Origin of the sequence: Streptomyces aureocirculatus (genome assembly GCF_000720475.1) — a bacterium.
In the GTDB taxonomy this organism is placed as follows: domain Bacteria; phylum Actinomycetota; class Actinomycetes; order Streptomycetales; family Streptomycetaceae; genus Streptomyces; species Streptomyces aureocirculatus.
In genome coordinates this window covers 1-14,482 of sequence record NZ_JOAP01000009.1, presented here as the reverse complement: position 1 = coordinate 14,482, position 14,482 = coordinate 1, and the positions used below count along the sequence as shown (strand labels likewise).

The following is a 14,482-nucleotide window of genomic DNA, read 5'->3' as shown; positions in this document are numbered from 1 at the left end:
ATAAGAGTGATAGAAAGGTCGGCCTGAGCACCACTTGGCGTGCCGAAAAATCAGTGAAGGGGGAAGCGCTGATGACTCAGCCGCCCAATCAGCCGCCGCACGGCGGCTTCGGAGCTCCACAGGACCCACGGCAGGGTGGCGGCGGGGGCGGGCAGCCGACGCAGCCGCCGACACCGCCCGCGGGCGGACCGCCGCAGGCCCCGCCGCCGGCCGGAGCCCCGGCACCCGGCTACGGCTACCCCCCGCAACAGCCCGGCCAGGCAGGCCCCTACGGCTACCCGCAGCAGCCGGGACCCTACGCCCAGCCCGCTCAGCCCGGCCCTTACGCCCCCGGCCAGCCCGGCCAGCCCGGCCAGCCCGCGCAGCCCGGCCAGCCGGGTGCCTACGGCCAGCAGCCCGGTCCCTACGGCCAGCAGCCGGGACCCTACGGCCAGCCCGCGCAGTTGGGCCCGTACAGCCAGCCGACGCAGCCCGGCCAGGCGGGCCCCTACGGCCAGCAGCCCGGGTACGGCTATCCCGGCCCCGGTCAGCCCGGCGGTCCCGGCATCCCGCCCGGCGGTGGCGGTGGCAAGGGCCCCTTCAAGGGCAGGGCCGCGGTGATCATCGGCGCGGCCGTGGCCGCGCTGCTCGTCGCGGGCGGTGCCGTCTACGCGGTCGTCGGCGGCGGCGATGACGACAAGAAGTCCGAGAGCAAGAAGAAGGACCCGAAGTCCTCCTCCTCCGCCCCGGCCGACCCCGGTGACGGCAGCGGCGACGGCTACGCGGGCAAGGAGGACCTCAACGAGGGCCGCCAGGCCGACGAGGCCAAGGTCCTCTGGTACAAGGAGGCGCCCAAGGCCCCCGGCAAGGGCGCCGACGCCCCCGGCATGTGGGTCAAGGACGGCATCGCGGTCAAGGCCGCGTACAAGGAACTCCTCGCCTACCACGTCGACTCCGGCAAGCCCGCCTGGTCCGTGATCGAGTTCCCGCAGGAGATCTGCGCGGCCTCGCCGCAGTACAGCGACGACGGCAAGATCGCCATCGCGTACAAGAACGGCACCAAGAGCGGCGCCGACTGTGACCAGATGCAGATCGTGGACCTGAAGACGGGCGAGAAGGGCTGGAAGAAGAAGATCAAGGAGGAAGGTCTCTTCGACTCCACGCTCGGCCTCGAACTGTCCATCACCGGCGACACCCTGATGGTCGGCCGCTCCCAGTCCGGCACCGCGTACAGCGTCAGCGGGGGCCACGAGAAGTTCATCGCGCGCAAGAAGGACGAGGGCACCTGCTTCCCGGCCGGGTTCACCGGCGGCGACCGACTGCTGATGGCGCTGTCGTGCGGGGCGAGCACGCCCACCGAGCACGACGAGATCGTGGAGCTCGACCCCGAGAGCGGCGATACCAAGTGGACGAAGAAGTTCCCCAAGGGCTGGCGTCTTGAGCACGTCTACTCCACAAGCCCCACGGTGCTCTACGCCACCAACGAGGACAAGAAGCAGTGGAACATCACCACGCTGAAGCCGGGCAGCTCCGCCACCCGTTCCGAGGTCCAGGTCAACGACGACTTCGCGCCCGAGTGCGGCTGGGGCGGCCTCGGCCGTGACCTTCAGGACTGCGCCGGTGTGGCGGCCGACGACAAGTACCTCTACCTGCCGACGAAGAAGACCACCGGCGCCAACGAGATCGTGGCGATCAGCCTCGACACCGGCAAGGCGGCCTGGCGGGAGAAGTCCCCGCAGGACACCTCGATGCTGCCGATGAAGATCCAGGGCGGTGACCTGGTGGCGTACGTCGAGCCTTCGTACGACTCCCGCGGCGGCCGGGTGGTGTCCCTCGGGACCAGCGGCTCGCACACGCCGAAGACCCTCCTGAAGCACCCGGCGGGGGCGTCGAAGATCGAGAACGGCTTCTTCTCGAAGGCGATCGACTATGTGGACGGGCGCTTCTACCTCTCCACCACCCGGCTCTCCGGCACCGCGCAGGGCCGCGAGAAGCTGATGCTTGCCTACGGCAAGTGACCCTCCCCACCGCTTGGTTCCCTCCTTCCGTCCCCAAGGAAATGACGTCATGACTCAGCCGCCCCAGCCGCCCAACCAGCCCCCGCAGGGCGGGTTCGGCGCCCCGCAGGACCCGCCGCCGCAGGGCTTCGGCAAGGCCCCCGAGCCGGGCTACGGCTACCCGCAGGCCCCCCAGCCCCCGCAGACCCCGCCCCCGGCCGCCCCGCCCGCGGCCCCCCAGTCGCCTCCGCCGCCCCCGCAGGGCCAGCCGGACTACGGCTACCCGCAGGCCCCGCAGGCCCCTGGTACCCCGCCGCCCGCGGCGCCCGGCACCCCGCCGCCCGCGTACGCGCAGCCGACCCAGGCCGGCTTCCCCGCCATGGGCCAGCCGCCCCAGCAGCCCGGCTACGGCTACCCGGGCTACCCCGGCCAGCCCGGCCAGCAGCAGGGCTACGGCTACCCGCAGCCGCCGACCATGCCGATGCAGCCCCAGCCGGGCGGCGGCAAGAAGCCCAACAAGCAGATGACGATCATCGTGGCGGCCGTCGCCGCCATCGCCCTGATCGTCGGTGGCGGTGTCTTCTACGCCTCCACCAAGGACGGCGACAAGAACAACAGCGCCAAGGGCGACGACGGCAAGGGCGGCAAGGACAAGGGCGGCGACAAGAACGACCCGCCCGCGGGCGGCGGCCCCGCCAAGGAGAAAATACCGGCGAACACCACCGCCAAGGTGGGCTTCCAGGTCCCGGCGCCCGAGGTGCCCAAGGACGACATCTGGAGCGTCGCGGGCTCCTGGCTGACCGACGACACGTACGTCAAGAGCGGCTACGTCGGCAAGGCCAAGGACCACGCGCTCATCGGGTACGACCCGGCGAACGGCAAGGAGCGGTGGACGATCCCGCTGAGCGGTGAGACGTGCGCGGTCTCCAAGGAGGTCACCGACGAGGGCATCGCCGCGGTCGTCTACAAGGACGCCAAGTCCACCAAGGCGAACAAGTACCCCGACTGCAGCGAGGCTTCCGCGGTCGACCTGAAGTCCGGCAAGAAGCTGTGGACTCAGAACGTCGAAGTCAGCGGCTCGAAGGTGGAGTTCGAGGAGATCGCCATCTCCGGGGACACCATCGCGGCGGGCGCGGGCACCGGCGGCACCGGCGCGGCCTGGGACATGTCCGGCAAACTGCGGTGGAAGCCGCAGCTCGGCGACAAGTGCAAGGACGCGGGCTACGCGGGCGGCGACCAGCTCGTCGCGGTCCGCAAGTGCGGTGACTACGACTCCCCGAAGCTGAAGATCCAGCTCCTGGACCCCAAGTCGGGCAAGGAGCAGTGGTCCTACCCGCTGTCGCCCGGCGTCGACAACGCCAAGATCATCTCGACGAACCCGGTCGTCTTCGGCCAGGACACCGGGGACATCACCGCGAGCGGCGCCACGGACGTGTTCTCACTGAGCAACGCGGGCAAGCTGCGGGCCCGCATCAAGCTGGAGGACGGCAAGTACTCCCACGACTGCGAGGTCAACAAGTGGGCCAGTTGCAGCGCCATCGTGGTCGGCAACGACAAGCTGTACGTGCCCACGCGCCAGCACGACGCGGGTGGCTCCGACTACGGCTTCACCAACGAGATCATCGCGTTCTCCCTGGCCACCGGCAAGACCACCGGTGACCGCGCGGACGCGGGCGACGACGGCGAGATGTTCCCGATGCGCATGGACGGCGGCAATGTCCTCGCGTACAAGAACGGCGGCTACAACAAGGGCGCCAAGGTCGTCTCCCTGGACGGCAAGTCCATGAAGGAAACCACGCTCCTTCAGACTCCGGCGACCGAATCGGTCAGCAGCGCCATCAGCGGAATGGTTCCGAAGTCAAATGAACTGCTCTACACGAACGGCAACTTGTTCATGGGCAAGAAGCTGATCAGCAAGCCGTACTCCAAGGACGACAAGGAGTACATCGCGCTGGGCTTCACCACCGGGTGACCGGCGGCGCCGCGCCCCCGCGCGCGGCGCGCCGACCGCGCCCACCGAGCGGCCCCGCACTCGCCCGAACGAGTGCGGGGCCGCTTTGCGCCCTCCCGATTCACGCTCCGTACTCGCGTGCAGTCCCTCCCTCGGAAAGGCAGGGATTTAGGCATTCAGGGCCGCTTCTGGACGGTAGGGGCAGCGCTCCGTCGAACAAGCGTGTAGCTTCCGGGGGATGGAGGGCCGGGGGCCCCGATCCGTGGGGGGATCATTGAGGGAATTCCGATGAGGAATTCCGTGGGGGACTGTGGGGGGTTGCGCTGTGGGTGTGCGGCTCATGGTGGTCGACGACCATCGTTTGCTTGCCGAGGCACTCGCCTCGGCGCTGAAACTGCGGGGGCACCGGGTGCTTGCCGCGGCCGCGCCCGCCGCCGGCGCGGCCGACCTGGTGATCAGCCGTGCCCCGGAGGTGTGCCTGCTCGGCACGGCCACTCCGGCGGAGCCCGGCATGTTCGACCCGGTGGTGCGGATCAAGCGGGATCGGCCGCAGGTGGCCGTGGTGGTCCTCGGGCCCGTGCCGTCGCCGCGCGGCATCGCTGCGGCCTTCGCCTCCGGCGCCTCCGGATACGTACGTCATGACGAGCGCATCGAAGGAGTCGAGCGCGCCATCATGAAGGCGCGCGCCGGTGAGGCCGCCGTCGCGCCTCAACTGCTTCAAGGCGCCTTCAGTGAGCTGCTCAACCCCGCCGCCCAGCCCGACGACGAAGGGCAGCGGCTTCTTCAGATGCTCACTCCGCGTGAGGTCGAGGTGCTTGTGCGGGTTGCTGACGGGGAGGACACCCGGTTGATCGCCGCCGGTATGGGTATCGCGCCCAGTACGGCACGGACGCACGTCCAGCGCGTCCTGATGAAGCTCGGCGTCGGCTCCCGCCTTGAGGCTGCCGCCCTTGCCGCCCGCACGGGCCTCCTCGACCGCGCCGAGCGTCCCGGCCCGGGGCCGGACTCCCTCCAGGGGGCGGACACACCTGCGGAGCGCTAGGCCTCGCCGGGGGCTCCCCAATCCCGCCCCTTCCCGAACCAGGGGGACTGCGCCCCCCTGGACCCCCCTATCGGCGCTTCGCGCCTCGTCCTCAAACGCCGGACGGGCTGAATACATCGCCGGGACGGACGCAGACTTCGCCGCACCGGCGAGAGTTTTTGAGCCAGTCCGGCGATTGAGGACGAGGCCGCAGGCTGATACGGGGTTGCTACTCCTCCGGCTCCGGTGCCGTCACCGGCCGCAGCTTCAGCCAGATCAGGAAGAACAGGCCGAGGGCGAGCATGCCGAGGCCGGTCCAGAGGTTGATGTTGATGTCCTCGGCCTTCTTGAGGTCGGCATCGGACACGGTGAGCCCGGCGATGGTGACGATGACGCCGTAGAGGACGAACAGGCCACCGATGATGCGCCGGATGTCGAAGAGCCGCGCGGCCGTCGCGGACTTCCGCTCCAGATCGGAGACTTCCTTCTGCAGATCAGACATGTGTTTTGGACCTTCGGTTCAGGGGGGTGAGCCGGTTCAGAACGAGTACGGCAGGTAGCAGGCGGCGGCCAGAACCATCGCCCCCCACCCGAGCAGCGCCGGCTTGCGGTACCAGGCGTCGTCCCCCGCCTCGGCCCCCTCGGCGGCCTCGTTGTCGGAGAGCGACACCGTCCCGTACACCAGACCCGCGAGCTCAGCCTCCGGCTTGGGCGCGGTGAAGAGGGTGACCGCCACCATGACCACCGCACCGGCGACGAAGCCGACGATCGCGGAGACGAAGTTGGCGCCCTGGTCGGTGGGGATGTCGACGACGCCCTGCTTGTAGATCCAGAAGTAGTTGACCATCGCGGCGGTGGTGCCCGCGACCAGGCCCCACACACCGGACTTCATGGAGGCCCGCTTCCAGAACATGCCGATGATGAAGACGACGAACATCGGGACGTTGAAGAAGGAGAACAGCGTCTGGAGGTAGCTCATGATGTTCGAGAACGACGAGGCGATGAAGGCCGTGCCGATCGAGGCGAGCACCCCGATCGCGGTGATGAGCCGCCCGAACTTCAGGTAGTAGCCGTCCTCGCGGCCCTTGACCACGTACTTGGACCAGATGTCGTACGTGAAGACGGTGTTGAAGGAGGAGACGTTCGCCGCCATGCCCGCCATGAAGGCGGCGAGCAGACCGGTGACCGCGATGCCGAGGACGCCGTTGGGCAGCAACTCCTGCATCAGGTAGGGGATCGCGTCGTTGTAGGTGAGGTCGGAGCCCTTGGTGCCGATCTGCGGGACCAGGACGGCGGCGACCAGGCCCGGGATCATCACCAGGAACACGATGAAGATCTTCGGGAAGGCGGCGATGAGCGGGGTGCGCTTGGCGGCGGAGAGGTTCTTCGCGGACAGGGCGCGCTGCACCTCGGCGAAGTTCGTCGTCCAGTAGCCGAAGGAGAGCACGAAGCCGAGGCCCAGGATGATGGTGAGCCAGTTGGCGCCGAGCGGGTTGGCGTCGCCGATGCCGGTGCCGCCCCACGCGCTCAGGTAGTTGTCGCCGTGGGACTGCTCCAGGGAGCCGGTGAGACCGTCCCAGCCGCCGACCTTCTTCAGGCCGATGACGCAGATCGGTATGAGCGCGGCGAGGATCACGAAGAACTGGAGCACTTCGTTGTAGATCGCCGAGGACAGACCGCCGATGGTGATGTAGGCGAGCACGAAGAACCCGGCCACGACGATCGCCACCCACTGCGGCCAGCCGAGCAGCGCCTCCACGACGATCGCGAGGGCGTAGAGGTTCACGCCCGCGATGAGTACGGCGGCGAAGGCGAACAGGGCCGAGCTGAGCAGGTGGGCGGACCTGTCGAAGCGCTGGAGCAGGAACTCCGGCACGGAGCGGACCTTGCTGCGGTAGTAGAAGGGCATCATGACCAGGCCGAGGAAGACCATGGCGGGGATGGCGCCGATCCAGTACCAGTGGACGACCGCGACGCCGTACTGTGCGCCGGTCGCGGCCATGCCCAGGATCTCGGTGGCGCCCAGGTTGGCGGCGACGAAGGCGAGGCCGGTGACCCAGGCGGGCAGTGAGCGCCCGGAGAGGAAGAAGTCGAGGCTGGTCCGCACGGACCGCCGGGCGGCGAATCCGATGCCGAGGACGACCACGAAGTAGATCGCCAGGATCACGTAGTCGAGACCGTTGGTGGGCAGCCGAAGCCCCTCGGCGAGGGTGATGTGCGTAGCAGCAGGATGCGTAGCAGAAGGAGGGGACTGCATATGAACTCGCTTCGTCGCGCGAACTGAATCAGACCGGAACCTACGCCCCACGCTTCAGTAAGTGAACAGTTCTGTTGATGTTCTTTGTTTGATTGTGATCGAGCGCGTTGAGTGAGGGCGCGGCGACGCACGGGAGCGGGGCGGCCGGAACAGGGATTGACGAGGATGTTGACTTGTGGTTTGTTGTGTTCGGTTCTGTTGGTGGGCGGTGTGAAGGAGCCCCGAACGTGAAGAAGACCTCGACTCGTCTCGCCGACGGTCGTGAGCTCATCTACTACGACACGCGCGACGACACCGTCCGCACGGCGGTCGACACCAGGCCCCTGGACCCCGTCGCGACCACGTCCGAGATCCGCCGCGACCCCCTCATCGGGGACGCCGTCGCGATCGCCTCGCACCGGCAGGGCCGCACCTACCACCCGCCGGCCGACGAGTGCCCGCTGTGCCCCTCCGCCGACGGCCGCCGCACCGAGATCCCCGACTCCTCGTACGACGTCGCGGTCTTCGAGAACCGCTTCCCCTCCCTCGCGGGGGACGCGGGCCGCTGCGAGGTCGTCTGCTTCACCAGCGACCACACGGCGTCCTTCGCCGACCTCACCGAGGCACAGGCCGCGCTCGTCCTGGATGCCTGGACCGACCGCACCGCCGAGCTGTCACACCTGCCGTCCGTCGCCCAGGTCTTCTGCTTCGAGAACCGCGGCGCGGAGATCGGCGTGACCCTCGGCCACCCGCACGGCCAGATCTACGCCTACCCCTTCGTCACCCCGCGCACGGCCCTGATGCTGCGCAACCTCGCCGCGCACCGCGCCCGGACCGGCGGCCGCAACCTCTTCGACGACGTCCTGGCGGAGGAACGCGCGGGTGAACGCGTCGTCCTGGACGCCGAGCACTGGGTGGCCTTCGTGCCGTACGCGGCCCACTGGCCCTACGAGGTGCACCTCTACCCCAAGCGCCGCGTCCCCGACCTGCTCGGTCTCGACGAGGCGGCCCGCACGGAATTCCCCCAGGTCTATCTGGAACTGCTGCGACGCTTCGACCGGATCTTCGGCCCCGGTGAACGCGAGGGCGGCACCGAACCGCCGACGCCGTACATCGCGGCCTGGCACCAGGCCCCGTTCACGGCGCCGGGCGCGCACGAAGGCGTCAACCGCGACGACTTCGCGCTCCACCTAGAGCTTTTCACCATTCGCCGCACTTCCGGCAAGCTGAAGTTCCTCGCGGGTTCCGAATCCGGCATGAGTGTGTTCATCAACGACGTGCCGCCGGAGACCGCGGCCGAGCGACTGCGAGAGGTAGCGAGTTGATGAGTGGGAAGTACCTGGTCACGGGTGGCGCCGGCTATGTCGGCAGCGTCGTGGCGCAGCATCTGGTCGAAGCCGGACACGAGGTCACCGTCCTCGACAACCTCTCCACGGGCTTTCGCGAAGGCGTCCCCGCGGGCGCGGCCTTCCTCGAGGGCGACATCCGCGATGCCGCCAAATGGCTGGACGCCTCCTACGACGCGGTGCTCCACTTCGCGGCCTTCTCCCAGGTCGGCGAGTCCGTCGTGAAGCCCGAGAAGTACTGGGACAACAACGTCGGCGGCACCATGGCACTGCTCGCCGCCATGCGCGACGCCGACGTGCGCAAGCTCGTCTTCTCCTCCACCGCGGCGACCTACGGCGAACCGGTGAGCAGCCCCATCACCGAGTCCGACCCGACCGCCCCCACCTCCCCCTACGGGGCCTCCAAGCTCGCCGTCGACCACATGATCACGGGTGAGGCCGCGGCCCACGGACTCGGCGCGGTGTCCCTGCGCTACTTCAACGTGGCGGGCGCCTACGCCACCGCCGCGCACGGCACGTTCGGCGAGCGGCACGACCCCGAGTCCCACCTCATCCCGCTCGTCCTCCAGGTCGCCCAGGGCAAACGCGAGGCCATCTCCGTCTTCGGCGACGACTACCCGACGCCCGACGGCACCTGCGTACGCGACTACATCCACGTCGCCGACCTCGCCGACGCCCACCTCCTCGCCCTGGACGCCGCGACGCCCGGCGAGCACCTGATCTGCAACCTCGGCAACGGCAACGGCTTCTCCGTACGCGAAGTCATCGAGACCGTCCGCCAGGTCACGGGACACCCGATCCCCGAGGTCGTCGCGGGCCGCCGCGGCGGCGACCCGGCCGTCCTCGTCGCCTCCGCGGCCACCGCCCGTGAGAAGCTCAACTGGAATCCGACCCGCGCGGACCTCGCGGGAATCGTCGCCGACGCCTGGGCCTTCGCCCGGCAAAGGGGGTAAACCGCCCATGACCGCCGTCGCTCCGGTCGCCGAGGAGTCCGCCGCCGCGGTCGCCGCGGAGTTCACCGCGCTGTACGGGTACGAGCCCACCGGGGTCTGGGCGGCACCGGGCCGCGTCAACCTCATCGGCGAGTACACGGACTTCAACGAGGGCTTCGTGATGCCCCTCGCGCTGCCGCACACCGTGGTCGCGGCGGTCGCCCGGCGCGACGACGGCGTGCTGCGCCTGCACTCGGCGGACGCGCCAGGACCCGTCGTCGAACTGACGACGGGCTCCCTGACACCGCTGTCCGACGGCGGCTGGGCCGCGTACCCGGCAGGCGTCGTCTGGGCGCTGCGCGAGGCCGGGCACGCGGTCGGCGGCGCGGACCTGCACCTCGCGTCCACCGTGCCGACCGGCGCGGGCCTGTCCTCGTCGGCCGCCCTGGAGGTCGCCACCGCCCTCGCCCTGAACGACCTGTACGAACTCGGCCTCACCCGGCGCGAGTTGGCGCTCCTCGCCCAGCGCGCCGAGAACGCCTTCGTCGGCGTGCCGTGCGGCGTCATGGACCAGATGGCGTCCGCGGCCTGCGAGGCCGGACACGTCCTGCACCTGGACTGCCGCGACCTGTCCGTGCGCCAGGTCCCCTTCGACCTGTCCGCCCACGGCCTGTGCCTGCTCGTCGTCGACACCCGCGTCAAGCACGAACTCGGCGACGGCGCGTACGCGGAGCGGCGCGCCGGGTGCGAGGCGGGGGCGCGTGCGCTCGGCGTGTCCCATCTGCGGGACGTTCCCTTCGCCGAGCTGCACTCCGCGCTCGCCCGCCTCGACGAGGAACTGGGCGATGAACTCGACGGCGAGAAGGTGCGCCGCTACGTCCGGCACGTCGTCTCCGACGACCACCGCGTCGAGCGCGTCATCTCCCTGCTCGACGCCGGGGACATCCGGGCCGCCGGGGCCGTCCTCACCGAGGGGCACATCTCCCTGCGGGACGATCTGCGCATCTCCTGCCCCGAGTTGGATCTCGTGGTGGAGGTTGCCTGCGCCGGTGGGGCGCTCGGGGCGCGGATGACCGGGGGCGGGTTCGGCGGCTCCGCCGTCGTCCTCGTCGAGGCCGCCGGGGCGGAGGCCGTCACCGAGGCGGTGCGGGAGGCGTTCGCGGGGGCCGGGTTCGCGGAGCCGCGGGTGCCGGACGGGCTGAAATATGTGCCGGTAAGTTCCAGCCTCTCCGGCGTTTGAGGAGCGGGGTCTGGGGCGGAGCCCCAGGATCGGAGAAGGGGCGGGACTGGGGCGCACCCGCGAGGGCACCGGCGCTCAGCCCAGGCGCTTCGTCAAGGTGAACTCCTTGTGGCCCTCGGGGTAGTCGGGGATGACGCAGACGACGTCGTACCCCTGTTGCCGGTAGAAGGCGGGCGCCTGGAAGTCCCAGGTCTCCAGGCGGCAGTGACCACACCCCCGCTCCACAGCGATCCGCTCCGCCTCACCGAGCAACCGCCCCCCGACCCCCGCCCCCCGACACTCCTCGGCCACCCACAGCAACCCCACGTGCAGCCACCGCCCCCACGTGTGCCCGGTGATCCCCCCGACCAGCTCACCGCCCCCGTCCAGGGCCCACACACCGAGCGGCTCCTCCCGCTCCTGCGGCGTACCCCGCATCTCCCGCAGCACCGCCGAGGCCCCCGAGTTCGCCGCACGCAGCCTCGCGCGAAGCAGACGATGACGTTCCTTGTCGACTCCTGTCTCCATACGAAACATACGGCTCACCATAAACGCGTCAGCCAATCAGTTCTGCAAATCCACTTCCGCTCGGGGCCCCCGTCCGTACTCTGAAGGGCAGCGCCGGTGGGGGCCGGTGCCGATCAGGGGGCGAGACAGTCGGGTACGACGCCCGGCGTGGGGGTGGCAGTCACGGCACGGCGGCGGCCGTGCGGGCTGCGGTGGCCCCCACCCGGGCGCCGTACCCGCGTCGGGCGTCCTCCGACCTGTGGGGGTTTCCGTGGTTCGAATCCGAGTCCTGGTCGTCGACGACCATCGCATCTTCGCCGAGTCGCTCGCAGCGGCGCTCGCCGCCGAGCCCGACGTGGACGTCTCCGCCGCGGGCAGCGGGCCCGCGGCGCTGCGCTGCCTCGACCGCGCGGCCGCCGAAGGCCGCAGATATGACGTGCTGCTCGTGGACGCCGACCTCGGCAGCACCGCGTCCGCCCTCCAGGGCGTGCGCCCCGCCGTGCCCGTGCACGACGGCCAGGCCGATGGGCTCGTGGACGGCATCACCCTGGTGTCAGGGGTGCGTACGGGCCAGCCCGCGGTGCGCACCGTCGTGCTCGCGGAGAAGGACGACCCGCGCCGCGCCGCCCTCGCACTACAGGCCGGGGCCTCCGGCTGGGTCGCCAAGGACTGCTCGCTCTCGCGGCTGCTCACGGTCATCCGGGGCGTCCTGCGCGACGAGACGCATCTGCCGCCCGCCCTGCTCACCGGCGTGCTGCGCGAACTGACCGCGGCCCGCAAACACCGTACGGAGAGCGAACGCCTGGTCGAGTCCCTCACCCCGCGCGAGCGCGAGGTGCTGCGCTGCATGGTGGCCGGGCTCGGCCGCAAGGCCGTCGCCGAGCGGCTTTTCCTCTCGCCGCACACGGTCCGCACCCATATGCAGAACGTCCTCGGCAAACTCGGCGTGCACTCCACGCTCGCCGCCGTCGCCCTCGCCCGCAGGGCCGGTGTCGGCCCCGTCGACCTAGCCGGGGACGTTGTCGAACGGGGCGGTCAACTGGCGTAGCAGCGCGGCGAGTTCACCGCGCTGGGCGCGGGACAGCTCGGCCAGGATGGCCCGCTCCTGGTCGAGCAGACCGGCCAGTGCCTGGTCCGCGCGGTCGCGGCCCTCGTCGGTGAGCCGCACCAGGACGCCCCGGCGGTCGCTGGGGTCCGGCAGGCGCTCGACCAGGCCCTTCTTCGTGAGCCTGTCGATGCGGTTGGTCATCGTGCCGGAGGTGACGAGGGTCTGGGTGAGGAGCTGGCCCGGCGAGAGCTGATACGGCGCGCCCGCCCTGCGCAGCGACGTCAGGACGTCGAACTCCCAGGGCTCCAGTTCGTGCTCGGCGAACGCCAGCCGACGTGCGCGATCGAGGTGACGCGCCAGCCTGCTCACACGGCTCAGCACCTCGAGCGGTTCCACGTCGAGGTCAGGGCGCTCCCGACGCCACGCAGCGACCAGCCGGTCGACCTCGTCCTCCATGTCGATCAGTGTAGGGGGTCTGTCGATGTGAAGTCTCTTGACGTCGAGATAGTTGGGTCCGAGGATTGGGGGGCGGCGGTGTGCGGCAGGGTGGCGCTGCGGTGCTGCGGGCTTGTGGTGCGGTGCTGTGGTGCGGTGGGGCTGCGTGGCCGGGCTGCCGTGCGTGGGGCCGCGTGGCCGGGCTGCCGTGCGTGGGGCTGCGCGACCGGGCTGCCGTGGCGCGTGCTGTCGTGGCGCTTGCCGCCGTGCTGGGGGGTGTCGCGTTGTGTGGCGTCCTTGTCGTCGCAGAGGAGTACTCATGCCGTCCGAGCCGTCTGGGCCGTCTGGGCCGTCTGGGTCGTCCGGTACGTCGTCCCCCGTGTGGGACCCGGGCCAGTACCTGCGTCACTCCGGCCCCCGCGCCCGCCCCTTCCTCGACCTGCTCGCCCGGGTGCCCGTGCTCCCCGCGGGCCACCCGCCCCGCATCGCCGACCTGGGGTGCGGGCCCGGCAACGTCACCGTTCTGCTCACCGAGCGCTGGCCCGACGCCCACGTCACCGGCTACGACAACTCCCCGCAGATGCTGCGCGAGGCCGAGGCGTTCGCGGGGCCCACGGCGGGGGGTGGGCGCCTGGAGTTCGCCGTCGCGGACGCCGGTCGCTGGACTCCCGACCCGCACACGTACGACCTGATCCTCTCCAACGCCACGCTCCAGTGGGTGCCAGGGCACGCCGACCGCTTCCCCGACTGGGTGGCCGGGCTGCGGCCAGGTGGTGTGCTCGCCGTCCAGATGCCCGCCAATTTCGACGCGCCCAGCCACACCCTGATGCGGGAGCTGTGTGCGGAGGAACGGTGGGGTGGGCGGTTCGACGGGGTGTTGCGGCACGCCGATGCCGTGTTGCCGCCCGGCGCGTATCTGGAGCTGCTTGCCGGGCTCGGCTGTGAGGTCGATGTCTGGGAGACCACGTACCAGCACCTGCTGCCCGGGGCCGATCCCGTCCTAGAGTGGGTCAAGGGGACGGGGCTGCGGCCGGTCCTCTCCGCGCTTGCCGGTGATCCGGGGGCCACGGAGGAGTTTCTGGCGGCTTATCGTGTGCGGCTGCGTGAGGCGTATCCCGTGCGGGGGCACGGTACGGTCTTTCCCTTCCGTCGGGTGTTCGCGCTGGCGCGCAAGCAGTAACGCGGCGCCGCCTCACCGCCGCTGCCTCCCACCCACCCGCCCGTGACTGTCGGCCCCGGCGCCCCGCACGGACGCCTGTCCACCGGCGGTTGCTGGCCGCTGGCGCCTCGGCCCACCAGCGGTGGGTGCTGAGGCTTTCGCGGGACTGCGGGCGGCAGCCGCCTCACCGCCGCTGCGCGGCGGTGCTTCCCACCCGCCCGCCCGTGACTGTCGGCCCCGGCGTCCCGAGCGGCAGCCGTCCGCCCGCCCGTGGCTGTCGGCCCCGGCGCCCCGCACGGACGCCTGCCACCGGTGGTTGCTGGCCGCTGGCGGCCCGGCCCACAAGCGGTGGGTGCTGAGGCTTTCGCGGGACTGCGGGCGGCGGCCGTCCACCGCCGCTGCGCGGCGGTGCTTCCCACCCACCCACCCGTGACTGTCGGCCCCGGCGCTCCGAGCGGCAGCCGTCCGCCCGCCCGTGACTGTCGGCCCCGGCGCCCCGTACGGACGCCTGCCACCGGCGGTTGCTGGCCGCTGGCGGCCCGGCCCACGGGTGGGTGCTGAGGCTTTCGCCGGGCTGCGGGCGGCAGCCGTCCGCCCGCCCGTGACTGTCGGCCCCCCGACAACCCCGCGCCCCCGGCACCGCCCCCCACCC

At 70.8% G+C, this 14,482-nt stretch carries 12 protein-coding genes; 8 read left to right on the top strand and 4 right to left on the bottom strand.

Going from position 1 to position 14,482, the window contains the following annotated elements:
• Window positions 1-71 precede the first annotated feature (71 nt).
• The 3 genes from IG78_RS0111005 (at window position 72) to IG78_RS0110995 (ending at window position 4,969) form a co-directional block, all read left to right on the top strand.
• Complete coding sequence (locus tag IG78_RS0111005) at window positions 72-1,997, top strand: PQQ-binding-like beta-propeller repeat protein (RefSeq protein WP_030561701.1); 1,926 nt, start codon at window positions 72-74, stop codon at window positions 1,995-1,997.
• A 49-nt stretch (window positions 1,998-2,046) separates the two neighbouring features.
• Window positions 2,047-3,948, top strand: coding sequence for an outer membrane protein assembly factor BamB family protein (locus tag IG78_RS0111000; protein WP_030561699.1), 1,902 nt, complete (start codon window positions 2,047-2,049; stop codon window positions 3,946-3,948).
• A gap of 304 nt (window positions 3,949-4,252) precedes the next feature.
• Window positions 4,253-4,969, top strand: coding sequence for a helix-turn-helix transcriptional regulator (locus tag IG78_RS0110995; RefSeq protein WP_030561697.1), 717 nt, complete (start codon window positions 4,253-4,255; stop codon window positions 4,967-4,969).
• 208 nt (window positions 4,970-5,177) lie between these two features.
• Here the strand turns inward: IG78_RS0110995 and IG78_RS0110990 are convergent, their stop codons facing one another.
• Together IG78_RS0110990 and IG78_RS0110985 are read right to left on the bottom strand one after the other, a co-directional pair.
• Window positions 5,178-5,450, bottom strand: a complete 273-nt coding sequence (locus IG78_RS0110990) for a hypothetical protein (RefSeq protein ID WP_030561695.1) — start codon at window positions 5,448-5,450, stop codon at window positions 5,178-5,180.
• 36 nt (window positions 5,451-5,486) lie between these two features.
• On the bottom strand, window positions 5,487-7,205 hold the full coding sequence (locus IG78_RS0110985; RefSeq protein ID WP_051852527.1) for a sodium:solute symporter family protein: 1,719 nt from the start codon (window positions 7,203-7,205) through the stop codon (window positions 5,487-5,489).
• Between the two features lie 227 nt (window positions 7,206-7,432).
• Between IG78_RS0110985 and galT the strand changes: the two genes are divergently transcribed.
• From galT to galK, 3 genes are read left to right on the top strand one after another with little or no spacing between them, the layout of a single operon-like run.
• On the top strand, window positions 7,433-8,509 hold the full coding sequence (galT, locus tag IG78_RS0110980; protein WP_030561691.1) for a galactose-1-phosphate uridylyltransferase: 1,077 nt from the start codon (window positions 7,433-7,435) through the stop codon (window positions 8,507-8,509).
• Window positions 8,509-9,483, top strand: a complete 975-nt coding sequence (galE, locus tag IG78_RS0110975) for a UDP-glucose 4-epimerase GalE (protein ID WP_030561689.1) — start codon at window positions 8,509-8,511, stop codon at window positions 9,481-9,483. Before galT ends, galE begins: the two co-directional genes overlap by 1 nt.
• 7 nt (window positions 9,484-9,490) lie before the next feature.
• Entirely contained in the window at window positions 9,491-10,702 is a 1,212-nt protein-coding gene (gene galK / locus IG78_RS0110970) for a galactokinase (RefSeq protein WP_030561687.1), read from the top strand.
• Window positions 10,703-10,777: 75 nt separating this feature from the next.
• On the opposite strand, the gene IG78_RS0110965 is transcribed toward galK, so the two are convergent.
• Window positions 10,778-11,230 (bottom strand): GNAT family N-acetyltransferase, encoded by a 453-nt coding sequence (locus tag IG78_RS0110965; RefSeq protein WP_030561685.1) that lies wholly within the window; start codon window positions 11,228-11,230, stop codon window positions 10,778-10,780.
• 229 nt (window positions 11,231-11,459) lie between these two features.
• Here IG78_RS0110965 and IG78_RS0110960 point away from each other — a divergent pair, with 229 nt between their 5' ends.
• Window positions 11,460-12,236, top strand: a complete 777-nt coding sequence (locus IG78_RS0110960; RefSeq protein ID WP_030561683.1) for a LuxR C-terminal-related transcriptional regulator — start codon at window positions 11,460-11,462, stop codon at window positions 12,234-12,236.
• Here the strand turns inward: IG78_RS0110960 and IG78_RS0110955 are convergent.
• Window positions 12,195-12,692, bottom strand: coding sequence for a MarR family winged helix-turn-helix transcriptional regulator (locus IG78_RS0110955; RefSeq protein ID WP_030561681.1), 498 nt, complete (start codon window positions 12,690-12,692; stop codon window positions 12,195-12,197). The two genes, IG78_RS0110960 and IG78_RS0110955, sit on opposite strands and share 42 nt — an antisense overlap.
• Window positions 12,693-12,990: 298 nt before the next feature.
• Between IG78_RS0110955 and IG78_RS0110950 the strand changes: the two genes are divergently transcribed.
• Entirely contained in the window at window positions 12,991-13,851 is an 861-nt protein-coding gene (locus IG78_RS0110950) for a trans-aconitate 2-methyltransferase (RefSeq protein WP_051852526.1), read from the top strand.
• Window positions 13,852-14,482 lie beyond the last annotated feature (631 nt).